Here is a 14,811-nt window from a genome sequence, read left to right as displayed (position 1 = left end):
ATGAGTCACGAGACCACCCCGCCCGCCGCCGATCCCCGGCGCGAGACGCTCGTCGTCTTCGCGCTGAGCCTCGCCGCCATGGTCGTGTCGATGATGCAGACCCTGCCGGTCCCGATCCTCGGCCTCATCCGCACCGACCTGGGCACCTCGGCCGCGAACGTGAGCTGGGTGACCACCGCCACGCTGCTCTCCGCCGCCGTCTTCACCCCGCTGCTCGGGCGCTTCGGCGACCAGCACGGCAAGAAGCCCACCCTCGTCGCCGTCCTCGGCGTCATGGTCGCCGGCTCCGTCGTCGCCGCCCTGGCGACCTCGCTCCCCCTGCTGATCCTCGGCCGCGTCCTCCAGGGCGCCGCCACCGCGATCTTCCCGCTGGCCCTGTCCGTGCTGCGCGAGGAGGTCCGCCCGCAGAAGCTGCCCGGCGCGATGTCGCTGGTCAGCGGCACCCTGGCCTTCGGCAGCGGCCTCGCGCTCGTCGCCACCGGCCTGCTCACCTCCGGCTCCGACGCCGACTACCGCAGCGCCTTCTGGATGGCCACCGGCTTCGCCGCGATCGCCCTGCTCGCCGTCGTGTTCCTGGTCCCCGCGACCCGCCACAAGACCGGCGGCCGCACCGACTTCCTGGGCGCGCTCACCCTCGGCGCCACCCTGCTGCTGCTCCTGCTGCCGATCTCGCAGGGCCACGAGTGGGGCTGGACCTCGGGCCGCACCCTCGGCAGCTTCGCGGCCGCGGCCGTCATGACCGTCGTCTGGGTCCTCACCGAGCTCAAGGTCCGCGAGCCCCTCGTCGACATGCGGATGTTCGTGCACCGGCCGGTGCTCATGGCGAACCTGGCCGGCGTCCTCGTCGGCTTCGGCATGTTCGCGAACTTCCTGGGCGTCTCGTACCTCGTCCAGATGCCCGAGGCCCTCACCGGCTACGGCTTCGGCGCGTCCATCCTGCGGGCCTCCGTCGAGTTCCTGCTGCCCGGCGCGATCGTCTCCCTGCTCGCCTCGCCGATCGGCGGCCGGCTCGTCCGCCACCGCGGCCCGCGCACCGCGCTGACCCTGGCCGCCGCCCTCGGCGCCGTGGGCTTCGGCTGGCTCGCCCTCGACCACGGCCACACCGCCTCGGTCATCGGCGCCGGTGTCGTCGTCGGCGCGGCCGTCAGCTTCGGCTACGCGGCCATGCCCGCCGTCATCATGTCGAGCGTCCCGCACCACCAGAGCGGCATCGCCAACGGCATCAACTCGATCTCCCGCTCCACCGGCAGCGCGATCGGCAGCGCCGTGGTCACCACGATCCTGGCCTCGCAGACCATCGGGCACCTCCCCGCCGGCGTCCCGCCGCTGCCCGCGGAGTCCGGCTTCACCCTCACCTTCTGGATCGGCGCCGCCGCCTTCGCGCTGGTCGCGGTCATCGCCCGGCTCGGCCTGCGGACCGGCCAGGCGCCCCGTACCGAGCGGGTGAGCGCACCGGCGGCCGAGAAGGCGACGGCCGCGGCATGACGCGAGGGGCGGGTCCGTCGGACGACGGACCCGCCCCTCGGCCGTGGACCGGTGCGTCAGACGCGGTCGGCCGCGATCAGGACGTACTGGAAGGAGCCGTCCTTGTACGACTCGATGAACGCCTCCTCGATGCCGGTGACCAGCGAGGACGTGGCCCGCAGCTCCCAGTAGGGCAGGGTGTCCGGCGTCAGGTCGATGACGGCCTGCGGGACGAGCCGGTTGTCGGCCATCGCCTTCAGGTACTCACGGCGCGAGTGGATGTTGCACTCGAAGTGCGCGTTGATCTGCGAGACCCACTTCGACGGCTGGCCGTACTTCGGGTTCCAGCAGCCCGTGATGGTCACGTAGCGGCCGCCGACCTTCAGGAAGCGGGAGTGCTCGGCGAACAGGTCGTCCAGGTCGACGTACATGCTCGACTCGTTGTTCCACGAGGCGGCGATGCTGCCCTTCTCGAAGGGGGTGTCGAGCATGTTGCACACCTGGGCGTGGACGTGGCTCTCGATGCCCAGCTCCTTGGCACGCTTGTTGCCGAACTCGGCCTGCGTGGAGGACAGGGTGACGCCCTCGACCTTGCAGCCGAAGCGCTGGTGGGCCATCACGCTCGAACCGCCGCGGCCGCAGCCCGCGTCGACGAGGGTGTCCTCGCTGCCGATGGGGCCGAGGTGGTCCAGGAGGACCTCGGCCTGCGCCGACTCCAGGCGGTGCAGCTCGGCGATCAGCTTCTTCTCGTACTCGCTGTCCTCGACGTCCCCGAGGGCGGCGTGGTCGACGGCGCCGATGCCGTAGTGGTGGTGGTACAGCCCGTCGACGTCGCCCAGGCGCAGGTTCACGGGCCTGGCCTCGGCGTTCCAGTAACGGGCGATGTCTCCCTGGTACGGCGTCGCCGGGTTGGGGACGAACGCGGAGTCGACGCTGAGGAGCTCGGTGTTGGTCACAGATGAAATCCGTTCTTACCAGAAATCGGGCAGGCTGTAGCGGTACGTATTGGTCTGGTGCCAGTAGTGGTTGCCGTCGACCCAGACGGCGACTCCGCGCAGGAAGCGGAGCACGCTCGGGGCGGGGCAGGCGGCGGCCAGCTCGGCGGACGCGGCCTCGAAGTCGCGCATGAGCTCGTTGTGGACCTCGACGGCCTTCAGGTAGCCGTCCTTCTCCGACAGCGACTCCTTCTCGGAGAGCACCACGGGCAGGTTCATGTGCCGGCCGGGGCTGGCGAGCTCCTTGGTGTACGAGTAGAGGTCGTTGACGATGGTGCTGGCGTTGCCGGCGAGCGCGAGGACCCGCTGCATGGCCGGCTGGGCGTGCAGGTCGGCGGGGAGTTCGTAGCCGCCGACGGTGTCGGTGATCGTGGGGCAGGGGCGGAAGTTGTTGAACTGCCGCATCGCCAGGTACTCCCAGACCTCCGGCACGTGGTTCGTCTCGTCCCACGCGGCCTCGGCGAGGTAGCCCAGGTGCAGCCGGGCCATGTCGTGACGGAACCGGTCGGCCTGGGACGGGGTCGCCATGCGGACGAAGTACTCCATGGCCGAGCGGTAGGAGCGCCGGGGCGCGTCCGCGTGGAGCGACTCCGCCCACACCGGCTGGTACTCCGCCGTCGAGTGCAGCGGGTCCAGGGCGGTGTGCGCCATGAGGAGGCGTCCGCCCAGACCGATGGGCGAGCCGCCGAGGTCCTCGCAGTAGCAGTCGTCCACGGCGTTCTCGGCGACCATCAGCCGGGCGGCGACCATGAGGTGCTCGATGGTCGGGGCGTCCGGGTGGCAGGCCACCATGTAGCGCCCGACGTGGAACCCGTCGAAGTCGCCCTCCCAGTCCTCGGGGTAGAGCTGGATCTCGTCCAGCGCCCAGGACTTGATGCGGAGGCTGACCTCCTCCACGCGCACCGGGTCGGGCTCGGGCACCGGGTGCCAGTAGAGGCCCGGGATGATCAGGGCGTCCGCCGGCGCCGCGACGGCCGCCGCCCGGGGTGCCGGGGGCTCCGCACGCGGGACCAGGGAGAGCCCCGCCGTACCGAGGCCGCTGGGGCCGCGCAGCACCCATCCCGGATCGGGCCGGGTCGGCGCCGCTACGGCGGCGGCATCGGCCGCGGGGGCCGCGGAGGAGGCCGGGGCCTCGACCGGGGTTTCGACCGAATCCGCGGCGGCGAGCCCGGTGAGGGGCCCGGCGGGGACCCCGGCGGCGAGCCCCGTGGGGAGCCCGGCCGGGGCCTCCGGGTGGGGGGCCGCCGGAAGGTCCGGCGCTTCGGCGAGGAGGTGGGGGAGGGCGATGCCGTGGGCCGCCGCGTCGGCGAGGACTCGGGCGGTGAACGAGGCCGCGGCGCCGGGCAGGCTGGACTGCAGAGGGGAAAGCCCGGGATCGGGCATCCGTGACTCCTTGGAAAGAGGGGTGGGCCGTCCCGGATTCCGGGCACGCCGGCCCGGCCCGGATGGTCCGGGTGGTGGTGGCCTGCGGGGAGGGCCTAGTCGCGCCGGCGCGCGATCTGCACGTTCTCCAGGACGCCGAGCGCGTTCGGGACGAGGACGGCGGCGGAGTAGTACGTCGTGACGAGGTACGACATGATCGCCTGCTCGCTGATCCCCATGAACCGCACCGACAGGCCCGGCTCGTACTCCTCGGGCAGACCGGTCTGGCGCAGACCGATGACGCCCTGGTTGTCCTCGCCGAGACGCATGGCGAGGATGGAGCTGGTGTTCTCCTTGCTGATCGGGATCTTGTTGCAGGGCAGGATCGGGACCCCGCGCCAGGCCGGGACCCGGTGGCCCTGGAGCTCGATGGTGTCCGGGTAGAGCCCGGCACGGTTCCACTCGCGCCCGATCGCGGCGATCGTCTTGGGGTGGGCGAGGAAGAGCTTGGTGCTGCGGCGGCGGCAGAGCAGCTCGTCGAGGTCGTCCGGGGTGGGCGGGCCGGAGTGCGGCTGGATCCGCTGCTTGAAGTCGGCGTTGGGGAGCAGGCCGAACTCCGGGTTGTTGATGAGCTCGTGCTCCTGGCGCTCGCGCAGCGCCTCGATGGTGAGCCTGAGCTGCTCCTCCGTCTGGTTCATCGGCCCGTTGTAGAGGTCGGCGACCCTGGTGTGGACCTTCAGGACGGTCTGGGCGACGGAGAGTTCGTACTCGCGCGGCTTGAGCTCGTAGTCGACGAAGGCGCCGGGGATCTCGGCCTCGCCCTTGTGGCCGGCCGACATCGCGATCTCGGCCTCGCCGTACTTGTTCTGCCGCTGGTCGGGCAGCGAGCTGAACTCGTCGATGTGGGCCCGGAGGCTGGGCGCCGAGTTGAGGATGTTCGTGAAGTCGGCGCGGGAGAGGGTGAGCAGGGTGCCGGAGGTCTCGGCGGTCGCGGTGTAGTCCCAGCCCGCGTCGCCGTCGAGGAGGGCGTTCTCACCGAACCGGTCGCCGTCGGCGAGCGTCGCGACCGCGACCTCGTCGCCGTACTTGCCGACGGAGGTCTGGTTGACGCGGCCGTGGGCGATCAGGTGGATCTGGTCGGCGGACGCCCCGCGCTGGACGAGCACCTCGCCGGCGCTGAAGTCGCGCTGGACGCAGCGGTCGGCGAGCGCGTTGAGCACGTCGACGTCCTCGAAGCCGCGCAGCAGGGCCAGTTCGCCGAGCTCGCGGGGGATCACGCGGACGCGGGAGCCGTCCTGGACGAACTCGATGCGTCCGTCGCCGACGGTGTAGCTCAGCCGGCGGTTCACCCGGTAGGCGCCGCCCTTGGTCTCCACCCAGGGGAGCATCCGCAGCAGCCAGCGGGAGCTGATCTCCTGCATCTGCGGGGCGGACTTGGTCGTGGTGGCGAGGTTGCGGGCGGCCGCGGTGCTGAGGCTGGACTGCCGGGGCGGCTCCAGCTGTACCGGGCGGTCGTCAACGGTCATCGGGACGAGCTCTCCTTGGCGAGGGCGGCGATCGACGCACGGAGGCGTCGAAAACCGGCGAAAGAAGATGAAAGGGGGGCGAAGATCCGGGAATCGGTCCAGATCTCGGGGAACAGTAACGGCCGCCGAGCCCGCCTCGCTCAGAGAGTCCGAGTGCATTAACTCCTTGCGGTGATCTTGCTCGAAATGATGTTTATCCCGTTCACCTGCAGGTTTCTGGCCAACCCGTCGGGAGTCGGCCAGCGACGCGCCCTGCGCCCGGGCGATTCGGTCGTCCGTTCGGCCCCCCGGGCCGGGGGGCCTGCGGGCCCGGGCGGGCGCGACTGATCCGTACGGGGGAAGCGTTCGCCCTCGCGTGCGTCGTGTTGACCGGGGCGACCGGGGTCAGCGCTTGAGCTGTCCTTCCAGCCACTGGAGGACCTCGGGCGTCACCGGGTCGGTGATGTCGGCGAACTCGTCGTGCTTCTTCAGGAACTTCGCGACGTAGGGGCAGACGGGGACGATGCGCATCCCGGAGGCGCGGACGTCGGTGAGGGCCTGCTCGATGAGGATCGAGGCCAGACCCCGGCCCGCGTAGGCCTCGTCGACCTCGGTGTGGAAGAAGACCCGGCGGTCGTCGCGGTCGCGGTAGGCCGTCAGGCCCGCGCGCTCGCCGTCGACGAGGATCTCGTACCGGTGGCGGGCGTCCACGCGCCGGACGACGGGGGTGGTGGACTGCTCGGTCATGGGAGTGCCTTTCGCAGGGTGTGGGTGTGGGCCGTGCACGGTCAGTGGAGCGCGGGGTTCTTGCGCGGCGCGATCCGGGCGTTGGGCAGGGCGGGGGCGGGGAGACGGTCGCCGGGGTAGCCCTCGACCTCGCCGAAGCGGTCGGACTCCTTCTCCCACTCCTCGCGGGCCTCGACGATGTCCTCGTGGCTGCGGCCGATGAAGTTCCACCACATGACGATCTCCTCCTCGAACGGGGTGCCGCCGAGGAGGACCGCACGGGCGGGGGCGTCCGACTCGTTCACCAGGGTCAGGGCATCGGCCCCGGTGGGGGCGTATCCGAGCTCGGCGGGGCGCAGCAGCGTTCCGGCCATGCGGACCTCTCCGGTGTCGACGAGCAGGCCGTGCTCGTAGGCGGGGTCGACGGGGAGGGTGACGGTCGCGCCCGGGTCGAGGACGAGCTCGGCGCCGAGGAGCGGGGTGAAGGTGCGGACCGGGGAGACCGAGCCGGCGAGAGATCCGAGGAAGACCCTGAGGTCCGCTCCGTCGACGCGGACCGTCTCGGGGGCGTGGTGCTGGAAGTCCCGGGCGGTGTTCCGGTGCTCCTCGGGGAGGGCCACCCACAGCTGCACGCCGTGCAGGACGGTGGTGCGGGCGGTGGAGACCTCGGTGTGGCTGATGCCGTACCCGCCGGTCATGAGGTTCAGTTCGCCGGGACGCACGTACGCGTGACTGCCGAGGCTGTCGCGGTGCTCGATCTCGCCGCTGAACAGCCAGCTCACGGTCTGCAGCCCGATGTGCGGGTGGGGGGCGACGTCCATGCCGCCGGACTCGGCGACGTCGTCGGGGCCGTAGTGGTCGGCGAAGCACCAGGCGCCGATGAGCGTCCGGGCGCGCTGCGGGAGCGTGCGCCGTACGGTCATCGCCCGGGGCCCGCCGAGCGGGACGTCCCGCGCGGTCAGGACCTCGATCTCCGCGATACTCATGCCGACCCCTCCAGAGATAGTTCCATTTTCAACAATCATGGACGATGATAGCCCTTGCGACGGTGACACGCACTGTTCGCGGACGAGGCGGGCACGGCCCGGAAGGAGCGCACGGTGAGCGACACGGCAGGAGCCCCGGCGGACAAGCGGATCTACGTCGACAAGCAGAGCCCCAAGGCCTATCACGCGCTGGTCCAGACATCCGAAGCCGTGCGCGCGACGGCCGCCGAGGCCGGGCTCGACCGCGTTCTGGTGGAGCTCGTCAACCTTCGCGTCTCCCAGATCAACGGCTGCGCGTACTGCCTCGACGTGCACACCAGGGCCGCCCTGCGCGCGGGCGAGACCGCCCGCCGCCTGGGCGTGCTCGCCGCCTGGCGCGACACCGAGCTCTTCACGGACCGCGAGCGCGCCGCGCTCGACCTCGCGGAGGCCACCACGGCCCCCGCCGACGCCCTCGCGCAGGAGCGTGCCTGCGACAGCGCCCGCCGGTCGCTGAGCGACGACGAGATCTCGGCGGTGATCTGGGTGGCGATCACGATCAACGCCTTCAACCGGGTCTCGATCATGAGCAAGCACCCGGTGCGGGAGACGCCCGCCAAGCGCTGACTTCTTCGGTGCGGACACGGCGAAGGTCCGGTGCCGTCGGGGCGCCGGACCTTCGGTGGGTTCCTGTCGGGTCGGTCAGGTGGAGACCGCGGGGAGCAGTCCGGTGACCGGCGCCGCCTGGTCGGTGAGCTGGTGCAGCTGCCCCAGCTCGTTCAGCCGGTCGAGTCCGTTCAGCTGGCCCGCGATGCCGGGGAACCGCCCGCGGGACTCCTCGGGGATGCCGGTCGTGGCGAGGGAGTCGAGCTCGCTGATCGGGTTGATCTTGGGGCCGAGGGGGCCGGTGGCGTCGGCGGCGGACGCGGTGCCGGCGGCGGCCCCGCCGAGGCACGAGAAGGCGGCGGCGACGGCGAGGATCGAGGAGATGCGTCGTGTTGAGGTCACACCCTCACAACGGGCCGACCTGCCACGGGTCACGGTCGACCCCCGCTCCGACCGTTCTCACCGTCCGAACGGGGGGTCCCGCAAGCTGAGGGGCGAGGAGAGCGAAGAGACTATTTCAAGTGGTTTTGAGAAGGAAGCCTCTTCATGGCCTCGCCCGGGACGACCGTAGCAGTCAGGCGGGGATCAGGTCGCGCAGATTTTCGGGAGTGAGGACGCGCGAGCCCTCCGGCAGGCCGTCGGGGCGCTCCAGACCGATGTACGTGACGGGCCCGTCCGGCAGCGTCGAGCCGTCCCACCAGGTCGTCGCGGTGGCGTCGGCGGCCATCAGGTCGATCAGGTGGCGGACCGTCAGCGGGCTACGGGCGAGCAGGCCCCGGAGCAGTACGGAGACCGACACCCTGTTCTCCTCGACCCGGTTCGCCGACGGATTGCCCCTCAGGTACAGATGCAGCCACCGCGCGCGCCAGCGGCCGTCCTCGCCGCGCTCGAACGCGAGCGGCAGCGCGACCCGGCCGGGCCCGCGGAGGTCGGACTTCATGCGGACCGTGCGCGGCTCGAACGGGCGGCCCTTCTGCTCGGTCTCGCGCAGCATGTAGCCGAAGAACGACTCCTCGACCTCCTCGAAGCCCTCCCCGGAGAAGAGGTTCACCTGCGGCACGACGAAGCTGCCGCGGACCGCCCCGAGCCGCAGGTCGATGAACTCCGAGGCGCCGTCCGGCGCGTCGGTGACGTCACCGGAATGGCTGCCCTCGACGGAGGTGAGAGCGGTGTACGAGAGCCAGGTGACGGTCGCGTAGTCGTCGTCCAGGACCAGCGCCGACAGGTCGTAGTCGGTGCTGCGCGCGGTCTGCTTCCAGTACGTGAAGAAGCGCAGCAGCTCGCCCTCGACGGGCGAGACCGAGCCGCGCGGCAGGACGCCGAACCCCGCGGCGGTCGCGCGGCCGCTGAGCGGGAGCGCCACGTCCAGGACGGCGGGGTCGACGAGCAGCCGGCCGGGGGCGGGCAGCCGGCGCCGCGTCTCGGCGTCGAGGACGGCGCACAGCCGCTCGCGCACGGCGGACGGCAGCGGCGGCCGGGTGTCGGCGGTGACCCAGGCGCCGCCGAGCCGGTTGACGAACACCCGCCGGTCCCCCGTCGTCCCCGCGCGGTTCTGGACGTGCTCGCGGAGGGAGAGGACGACGCGGCCGGAGACCTGGGGGACGGCGCTCTCGAACGCGGCGAGGACGGCGTCGACTTCCTTCGGCCCGCCCGCCGCGCACAGCAGCCGGTCCAGGGCGCGCAGCAGCCTGCCGGGGGCGGCCGTCAGGAGTGCGGCGGCCGCGGCGACGTCGCCGCGGCCGAGGAGTTCCTCGACGCGGCTGTCGAAGGACGGCGCCTTCTTCTCGCCCCGGGCGACGGCGAAGACCTCCGCGGCGGACGGCCAGCGCGGGTACTCGTGCGGGTGCAGCCGCTCGCCGAGGCGCTTCCACGCCTCGCGGTGGGCGGCGACGTCGGCGAGCTTCGCGGGGGCTTCGGCGACGACGGCGTCGAGGCCGCCGAGCAGGGCCCGGCGGACGGGCCGGGACAGCGCGCGGAACCGGGTCGGCTCGCGCAGGGTGACGTCCCCGTCGGAGAGTGCGCAGGCCAGGCGCAGCACGTCGGTGACGGTGTCCAGGAGGAGGTCCGCGCCGGCGTCGAGGCGGGCCCGGTTGACGACGGCGCGGATCTCCCGCACCGGGATCGCCTCGGGCTGCGGCCCGTCGGTCCGGTGGGCGGCGAGGACGGCGAGGTCGCGCAGGTGGTCGTCGCCGAGCGGCGTGGTGCTTCCGGCCAGGGACAGGTAGAGGGCGGTGACCTCGTCGTCGAGGGTGCCGCCGGGGTGCAGGACCGTCATGCGGTCGCCCGCCGCGGCGATCAGGTCGTCGTGCGCGGCGAGCATCTGCTCGTACGTGTGGCGGTAGACGCCGTACGACGGGAGGGTGAGGAGGTCGAGCACGCCGGCCCGCAGCCGCTGGAGCACGCCGGGGCGCGCGGTGTCGTCGTCGAGGGCCTCGGCGACGCAGCGCATCCAGAACTCGAAGGTGTCGGGCACGTTGGCCGGGAAGTCGACGAAGTACACGTTGTGCCGGACGTGGTCGCCGACCGCCTCGCGGACCGTGTCGAAGGTGCGGGCGGCGAGGGCGACGACCGTCTCCTCCGGCAGCCGGGCCAGCTCTTCGAGCAGCCCGGCCGACAGCTTGAACCCGGCCGACATCAGGGCGGCGTCGAACCGCCGTGCCGTGACGCCCCCGTCGTTCGGCCCCGTGTTCCCGGCCGGGAGGGGAAGACGGTGGGTGTGCCGGACGATCAGGCGTTCGAGAGCGTGGACCATTCCGGCATGCTGCCAGCCCGGCACGGCCCGGTGCATGCGGATTTCGGGCCGTGGGGCGGGCGTGCGGGCGTGGGGCTCAAGGGGTCGTGCGTACGGGGAAGCTGAAGCTGTGTCCGTTCTGCTTCAGCCACGGGAGCACCTGCCGCAGGGCCGCCACGGTCTGGCTGCGGTCGCCGCCGCCGTCGTGGAAGAGGATCGTCGGACCGTTCGACAGCTCGTTCTTGACGGTGTTGACGATCGAGGCCGTGCCCGGCTGCTCGAAGTCCTTCGTGTCCACGTTCCAGCCGAGCGGCCGCATCCCCAGGCCGGAGGCGAGGCGGCGGCTGTCCGGGGTGAACGCGCCGCCGGGCGCGCGGTAGTAGTCGATCCTCGCTCCCCCGGCCGCGTCCTCGATCATCTTCTTCGCGTCCAGGATCTCCTGCTTCTGGTACGCGAAGGGCTTCTTGTCCATCGTGGTGTCGTGGGACACGGTGTGGTCGCAGAGCCGGTGGCCCTCGGCGACGACCCGCTTGACGATGTCGGGGTTCTGCTTGGCCATCGGGCCGACCATGCAGAACACGGCCTTGACGCCGTTCTCCTTGAGGATGTCCAGCATCTGCGGCGTCCATCGGGCGTCGGGGCCGTCGTCGATGGTGATGTTCACGGCCGAGCCCCCCTGCTCGGCCGCGTGCGCGATGCTCTCGGGGACCTTCGCGGGCCGCACCTGGTCCGGCGCCTTCGGCTTCCCGTCGGGCGTCTGCGAGGCCGTCGTGTCCCCCATCTTCGCGACGGCCTCGTCGTCCATCAGCGCCGCGGCGCCCCACACCGCCAGGCTCAGTGCTACCGCCGAAGCCACCACGGCTATGTGCGCGGTGTACTTGCTCTGCCCCATGGAATCCCCACTCCCCGTGTTTCCGTCCATCTCCCTGGTGAGAGGACGGTACGAGGAGCCGGAAGGTTTCACCGAATCCGAACCAACTGGCGGGACGGCGGGTGGGCCGGCTCACGTCGGCCGGCTGACGGCCACTCAGCCGGGGGCGAGCGGAAGGTGGGGGGGCGGGCGCCCCGGCGATGACGGGCGGGCAGTCCTGCGCCTGGTCACGCAGGGCCGCCCGCTCCGTGGTGGTGGAGGGGTCAGGGGTTCCAGCGCAGGACCGCGCCGAGACCGCCGGCCGGGCCCGTCGCCTCCTCGGGGACGACGAGGACTTCGGAGTCGGCGGCGACGCAGGCGCGCAGCAGGGCGTCGTCGGCGCGCGCCTCCGTGGGCCGGCCGATCCCCCAGTTCCTCGCCTCCGTGCGGCCCACGGCGATGTCGTACGCGCTGGGGCCGACCCAGACCGGGCGGTCCGCCTCGGCGGCGTCGTGCCCGAGCAGCAGGGTGGCGACCCGGTGCTCGCGGACGGCCTCCACCACCGCGGGAACGCCTTCGGCTGCCGGACCGGGCGCGCCGTCCATCGGCCCCGGGCGGTGCTCGCCGGGCCGCCCCCGTCCTCTGCGGAAATCGTCGAGGGCGCTGCGGACGCGTTCGCGTGCGTACCGCGCACACGCGTCCTCGATCTCGCGGTCGAGGGCCTCGGTGGACGCGCCGGGCGCCCGGCTGCCGTGCTCCACCTCGGAGGCCGCGCGTTTCGAGGTCGGCGCCGGTGCGGTCGATGAGGGCCACGTGGCAGGCCGGTTGGTCGCTCCGCAGGTACAGAAGCGGGGCGATGTGCGGAAGGCTCGACCACGTCGCCTCGACGGCGGGCGGGGCCGTCGTCAGGGAAAGGTCGAGCACGATCTCCCCGGCCGCGGCGAAGAGGGCGCGTCCGGGCGGTGCGCCGGAGGCCGGTTCGGTGCGGAGCCGTTCGGCGACCGCGCCGACGGTGGCCGGATCCGCGCCCTCCTCGACGAGCTGCCGGGCGACGGCGCGGTCACGGAGTCTCTGCATCTGCGCCGCGTCCTCGGTGTCCCGGCGGGTCTCGACGAAGACGGAGGCCCAGGGGCCGGGGCGTTCCAGGAGCGGTTTGAGGAAGTCGAGGTCCATGGTGTCGCCAAGGGAGCGGCCGGCGGGGTCGTGGGAGGCGGTCAGCGTTCGCTGCGTCGTTCCCCGCGCTCTTCGGCGCGCTCGTCGACGGGCGGCTCGGGGTCGCGCCACTCCTCCACGCGGGTGGGGTGGCCGGACCTGAGGAGACCCTCGACTTCCTTCTTGCGCGCGTCGTCGAGGCGGGGGCCGGACTTGCTGCTGCCGCGGTCGGGGACGTTCATGAGTGCTCCTCCGGGTTCTCCGCGCGTCGGGTCGTACGAGCTCCTCTGCTGCGGCTGCCCATCGCGTCGGCGGACAAACGGCGGGGGCCGCTCACGCGCGGCCGCTCCTCGGGCGGATGCACCGGGTCGTCGGAGGGGTGGTCCCTCAGCTCCCGCGTGCTCGCGCGCGCACTCGCGCGCTCGTTGCTGCGGTCGTTCATCGGTCTGCTCCTGTGCCGGAGGCTCGGCGGTCAGCGCGTCCCGGGCTCGTTCTCGGACGGCAGCCTCCAGGGCCGCGTCCGCCGGGCCCGGCGTGCCTGCTCGGGCGTCGCCACCGGGCCGGGCGGCTCCCTCATCGTGTCGGGCCCCTTGTCAGGGCTCCCCAGGGGCGCGCCCGCCCCCGTGTCGGCGTCCTCGGGGCGGATCCGGCCGCGCCAGCCGCCGGTCGCGTCCGCGCGGTGCTCGATGAAGCCCTTGAAGCGCTTGAGGTCTGCCTTGATCTGGCGGTCGAGCATCCCCATCGCCTCGGCGGCCTTCTGCGCCATGCCGTCGGGTTCCACGTCCATCGTGAGCCGGACCCGGGTGTGTCCCTCGTCCAGGGGCTGGAAGCTGACGACGCCCTTCTGCCGTACGTCGCCTCCCGTGGTGCGCCAGGCGATGTGCTGGTCCGGAAGCTGGTCGACGATCTCGGTGTCGAACTCCTGCCGGACCCCGGCGACGCTGGTCCGCCAGTGGCAGTGCCGGTCGTCGATCTGCCGGACGTCCTCGACGCCCTCCATGAACCTCGGGAAGTCCTCGAACTGCGTCCACTGGTCGTAGGCGTTCCGCAGGGGCACGTCCACGTCGATCGTCTGCTCCACCTTGCTCATGGTCAGGCCTCCTTCACACGTCGTCACGGCATGACGGGTTCAGTGGGCGGCGGCCCCGAACTCGGCGTGCTGGGTGCGCAGGGCGATTTCGGGCTCGGCCCGGGGCGGCCGGCCGACGAAGTGACGTCGCGCCTCGGCGCGTGCCTCGGTCATCAGCCACCGGAACTCCTCGTCGCCGAGCCCGCGTTCCCGTACCGTCGTCCTGCCGTCGGCGTTCCCGCGCATGGGGTCCGCCTCCTTCCGTTCGTGCCCCCTTCACGCCGCGACTGCCCGCTGGCGCCAGGCCGAACCGCGCGCGTGCGTTCACAGGGCGTCCGCCGCGGTACGGAGATCGGCGACGAGTCCCGCGTACATCTCCCGGCGGTCCTGCGCGCGCAGTACGGCCGAGGGGTGCACGGTCGCGAGGACCCGGGTGCCGTCCTCGGCGTCGGGCAGCGGTCTCGGCACGCCCCGATCGGTGCCGACGCGGAAGGAGGGCCCGAGCAGGGCCCGCCCCGCGGTGGCCCCCAGAACCACGATCAACTCGGGAGAGACGAGGCGTAGCTCGGCCATGAGCCAGGGTCGGCAGGCGAGGGTCTCACGCGGGCTGGGCGCCTTGTGGATGCGGCGCTTCCGGGTCTCGTCGCGGGTGAACTTGAAGTGCTTGACCGCGTTGGTGACGTACAGGTCCTTCTCGTCGATCCCCGCCTCCGCCAGGGCGCGGTGGAGCAGCCGCCCGGCAGGGCCCACGAAGGGGACGCCCTCGCGGTCCTCCTGGTCGCCGGGCTGCTCACCGACCAGCATCAGCCGCGCGCCCGGGTCGCCCCGGCCGAAGACGGTCCCGGTCGCGTCGCGGTGGAGGGGGCAGCCCCGGCACTCCGCCGCCGCCTTGCGGTGCGCGGGGAGTCCGCCGCGGCTCGGCAGATAGGGCGTGGCGTCGTACGCCTCGGGGGTCCCCCGGTCACCGGTACCGGCCATCGCACACCTCCCGCCAGCGTCCCCGCCCGGCGGTCCCGGCGCGTGCCGCTGACGCGCGGGCGTGTGCCCACCGCCCGCCGCGCCGAAACCGCCGCGCGACGGGCAGGCAGGATCACCGGCGTGCCGGGGGGCGGACGGACCACGGGCGGCCGGGGCGGCGAGCGGACAGCGGCCCACCGGTTTGGCGGGCCCCGGGGCGGGGTGCGGTGAGGAGCCACCGGCATGGCGGAGCCGCGCACGGTGTGCGGCCGAGAGCCACCGGCATGGCGGGGCCGGGGGCGGGTAGACGCGCGGCCGACGCAAGGAGGAGCCGGCGATGGAGATCCTGACCATGGGAGTCGAGGAGGAATTCATCCTGGTCGACCAGGCCACACGAGCCCCGGTCAACCGCGCCCCGGCCGTCATCCG

At 72.5% G+C, this 14,811-nt stretch carries 16 protein-coding genes; 2 read left to right on the top strand and 14 right to left on the bottom strand.

Annotated features, from left to right (window positions below):
- Positions 1–1,485 (top strand): MFS transporter, encoded by a 1,485-nt coding sequence (locus GGE06_RS38995; RefSeq protein WP_116157780.1) that lies wholly within the window; start codon positions 1–3, stop codon positions 1,483–1,485.
- A gap of 56 nt (positions 1,486–1,541) precedes the next feature.
- On the opposite strand, the gene GGE06_RS38990 is transcribed toward GGE06_RS38995, so the two are convergent.
- The 5 genes from GGE06_RS38990 to GGE06_RS38970 all read right to left on the bottom strand — a co-directional run bounded on the left by GGE06_RS38990 (position 1,542) and on the right by GGE06_RS38970 (position 7,038).
- On the bottom strand, positions 1,542–2,420 hold the full coding sequence (locus tag GGE06_RS38990; RefSeq protein ID WP_116157781.1) for a geranyl diphosphate 2-C-methyltransferase: 879 nt from the start codon (positions 2,418–2,420) through the stop codon (positions 1,542–1,544).
- A 15-nt stretch (positions 2,421–2,435) separates the two neighbouring features.
- Complete coding sequence (locus tag GGE06_RS38985) at positions 2,436–3,842, bottom strand: family 2 encapsulin nanocompartment cargo protein terpene cyclase (RefSeq protein ID WP_221519014.1); 1,407 nt, start codon at positions 3,840–3,842, stop codon at positions 2,436–2,438.
- 95 nt (positions 3,843–3,937) lie between these two features.
- Entirely contained in the window at positions 3,938–5,347 is a 1,410-nt protein-coding gene (locus tag GGE06_RS38980; protein ID WP_116157783.1) for a family 2B encapsulin nanocompartment shell protein, read from the bottom strand.
- A gap of 384 nt (positions 5,348–5,731) precedes the next feature.
- On the bottom strand, positions 5,732–6,073 hold the full coding sequence (locus GGE06_RS38975; protein WP_116157784.1) for a GNAT family N-acetyltransferase: 342 nt from the start codon (positions 6,071–6,073) through the stop codon (positions 5,732–5,734).
- Between the two features lie 41 nt (positions 6,074–6,114).
- Complete coding sequence (locus GGE06_RS38970) at positions 6,115–7,038, bottom strand: pirin family protein (protein WP_184933032.1); 924 nt, start codon at positions 7,036–7,038, stop codon at positions 6,115–6,117.
- Between the two features lie 114 nt (positions 7,039–7,152).
- On the opposite strand from GGE06_RS38970, the gene GGE06_RS38965 reads away from it, so the two are divergent.
- On the top strand, positions 7,153–7,644 hold the full coding sequence (locus GGE06_RS38965) for a carboxymuconolactone decarboxylase family protein (protein WP_116157786.1): 492 nt from the start codon (positions 7,153–7,155) through the stop codon (positions 7,642–7,644).
- A 75-nt stretch (positions 7,645–7,719) separates the two neighbouring features.
- On the opposite strand, the gene GGE06_RS38960 is transcribed toward GGE06_RS38965, so the two are convergent.
- The 9 genes from GGE06_RS38960 to GGE06_RS38920 form a co-directional block, all read right to left on the bottom strand.
- Positions 7,720–8,025, bottom strand: coding sequence for a hypothetical protein (locus GGE06_RS38960; RefSeq protein ID WP_116157787.1), 306 nt, complete (start codon positions 8,023–8,025; stop codon positions 7,720–7,722).
- A 172-nt stretch (positions 8,026–8,197) separates the two neighbouring features.
- Positions 8,198–10,375 carry a TerD family protein gene (locus GGE06_RS38955; RefSeq protein WP_184933031.1) on the bottom strand — a complete coding sequence of 726 codons (2,178 nt, stop codon included), beginning with the start codon at positions 10,373–10,375 and terminating at the stop codon, positions 8,198–8,200.
- A 76-nt stretch (positions 10,376–10,451) separates the two neighbouring features.
- The gene (locus GGE06_RS38950) at positions 10,452–11,246 is read right to left on the bottom strand and encodes a polysaccharide deacetylase family protein (protein ID WP_116157788.1); all 795 of its coding nucleotides are present in this window, start codon (positions 11,244–11,246) and stop codon (positions 10,452–10,454) included.
- A gap of 242 nt (positions 11,247–11,488) precedes the next feature.
- Complete coding sequence (locus GGE06_RS43195) at positions 11,489–11,965, bottom strand: baeRF2 domain-containing protein (RefSeq protein ID WP_312883464.1); 477 nt, start codon at positions 11,963–11,965, stop codon at positions 11,489–11,491.
- A 453-nt stretch (positions 11,966–12,418) separates the two neighbouring features.
- Positions 12,419–12,598 carry a hypothetical protein gene (locus GGE06_RS38940; protein ID WP_184933030.1) on the bottom strand — a complete coding sequence of 60 codons (180 nt, stop codon included), beginning with the start codon at positions 12,596–12,598 and terminating at the stop codon, positions 12,419–12,421.
- A complete protein-coding gene (locus GGE06_RS38935; RefSeq protein ID WP_147321056.1) occupies positions 12,595–12,798 on the bottom strand; it encodes a hypothetical protein in 204 nt (67 codons plus the stop codon). Before GGE06_RS38935 ends, GGE06_RS38940 begins: the two co-directional genes overlap by 4 nt.
- Before the next feature lie 30 nt (positions 12,799–12,828).
- The gene (locus tag GGE06_RS38930; protein WP_184933029.1) at positions 12,829–13,446 is read right to left on the bottom strand and encodes an SRPBCC family protein; all 618 of its coding nucleotides are present in this window, start codon (positions 13,444–13,446) and stop codon (positions 12,829–12,831) included.
- Between the two features lie 39 nt (positions 13,447–13,485).
- Complete coding sequence (locus GGE06_RS38925) at positions 13,486–13,671, bottom strand: hypothetical protein (protein ID WP_116157792.1); 186 nt, start codon at positions 13,669–13,671, stop codon at positions 13,486–13,488.
- A gap of 78 nt (positions 13,672–13,749) precedes the next feature.
- A complete protein-coding gene (locus GGE06_RS38920) occupies positions 13,750–14,403 on the bottom strand; it encodes a UdgX family uracil-DNA binding protein (RefSeq protein ID WP_116157793.1) in 654 nt (217 codons plus the stop codon).
- Positions 14,404–14,811 lie beyond the last annotated feature (408 nt).

Origin of the sequence: Streptomyces nymphaeiformis (assembly GCF_014203895.1) — a bacterium.
GTDB lineage: Bacteria > Actinomycetota > Actinomycetes > Streptomycetales > Streptomycetaceae > Streptomyces > Streptomyces nymphaeiformis.
The sequence above is the reverse complement of the archived record's forward strand: the minus strand, read 5'-3'. Positions and strand labels throughout refer to the sequence as shown.